At 65.0% G+C, this 1077-nt stretch carries 1 protein-coding gene; it reads right to left on the reverse strand.

Annotated elements, in window-relative coordinates; genetic code table 11:
• Window positions 1-217: 217 nt before the first annotated feature.
• Entirely contained in the window at window positions 218-1000 is a 783-nt protein-coding gene (locus tag CVM52_RS28215; RefSeq protein WP_172721105.1) for a chlorophyll a-b binding protein, read from the reverse strand.
• Between the last annotated feature and the right edge of the window lie 77 nt (window positions 1001-1077).

A 1077-nucleotide genomic window follows, 5' to 3' on the forward strand; every position in this document is an offset into this window, starting at 1 on the left:
TCTGTGCTTAGTTTACATCGACCGCTTACAGCAGGCAGCCATTGACATTGATTGATGAGCACACATCGATCATGAGCATACGCCGGCTGGTGCAACTACTACACGCCTACGATCTGAACAAGTAGAGTACAGGGAAGACCACACTGTTCACTCGACGGACGGACGGACGAATGGATGGATCTGATGGTAGTACACATGTACGGCGTTGCTCAGTCAGTTAGTTGCCGGGGACGAAGTTCGTGGCGTATGCCCAGGCGTTGTTGGCGACGGGGTCGGCGACGTGGTCGAAGAGGTTCTCGATGGGGCCCTTGCCGGTGACGATGGCCTGCACGAAGAAGCCGAACATGGAGAACATGGCAAGGCGGCCGTTCTTGAGCTCCTTCACCTTGAGCTCGGCGGCGGTGTCCGGGTCGTCGGCGAGGCCCAGCGGGTCGAAGGCGCCGCCGGGGTACACCTTGTCGAGCCCTTCCCCGAGCGGGCCGCCGCCGACGCGGTAGCCCTCGACGAAGCCCATGAGCACCACCTGGCACGCCCAGATGGCCAGGATGCTCTGTGCGTGCACCAGGTTGGGGTTGCCCAGGTAGTCCAGCCCGCCCTCCGAGAAGATCTGCGCGCCGGCCTTGAACCACACGGGCTCCTTGAAGTCCACGCGCACCCACTTCTCCAGCACCTCCGGGGTGATGCAGCCCAGCGCACCCAGCATCGCCCACCGCCCGTGGATCACCTCCAGCGCCCGGTTCCGCGCGAACGTCTCCGGGTCGGCCGACAGGCCCGCGGTGTCCCACCCGTAGTCGCCGGGGAACTCGCCGGTCAGGTAGCTCGGGGGCGAGCCGGACAGCGGGCCCAGGTACAGGACGCGGTCGGCACCGTACCATGGGCTGCCGGACGCCGCCGGCTTGGGCTTGGCGGCGGTCTTGCGCATGGTGATGCGGCCCTCGCCGAAGACGTCCCTCGTGGCAGCCGCCGGCTTGCCGACGAGCGCGCGGGAGGTGATAGCCATGGTGGCGGCAGCCATGTCGATCAGATCGCAGCTTTTTTCGGATGCTTACCTCACTCTGTGCTGTGTATGCGTGCGTG

It is taken from the genome of Pseudooceanicola lipolyticus (assembly GCF_002786325.1).
In the GTDB taxonomy this organism is placed as follows: domain Bacteria; phylum Pseudomonadota; class Alphaproteobacteria; order Rhodobacterales; family Rhodobacteraceae; genus Pseudooceanicola_C; species Pseudooceanicola_C lipolyticus.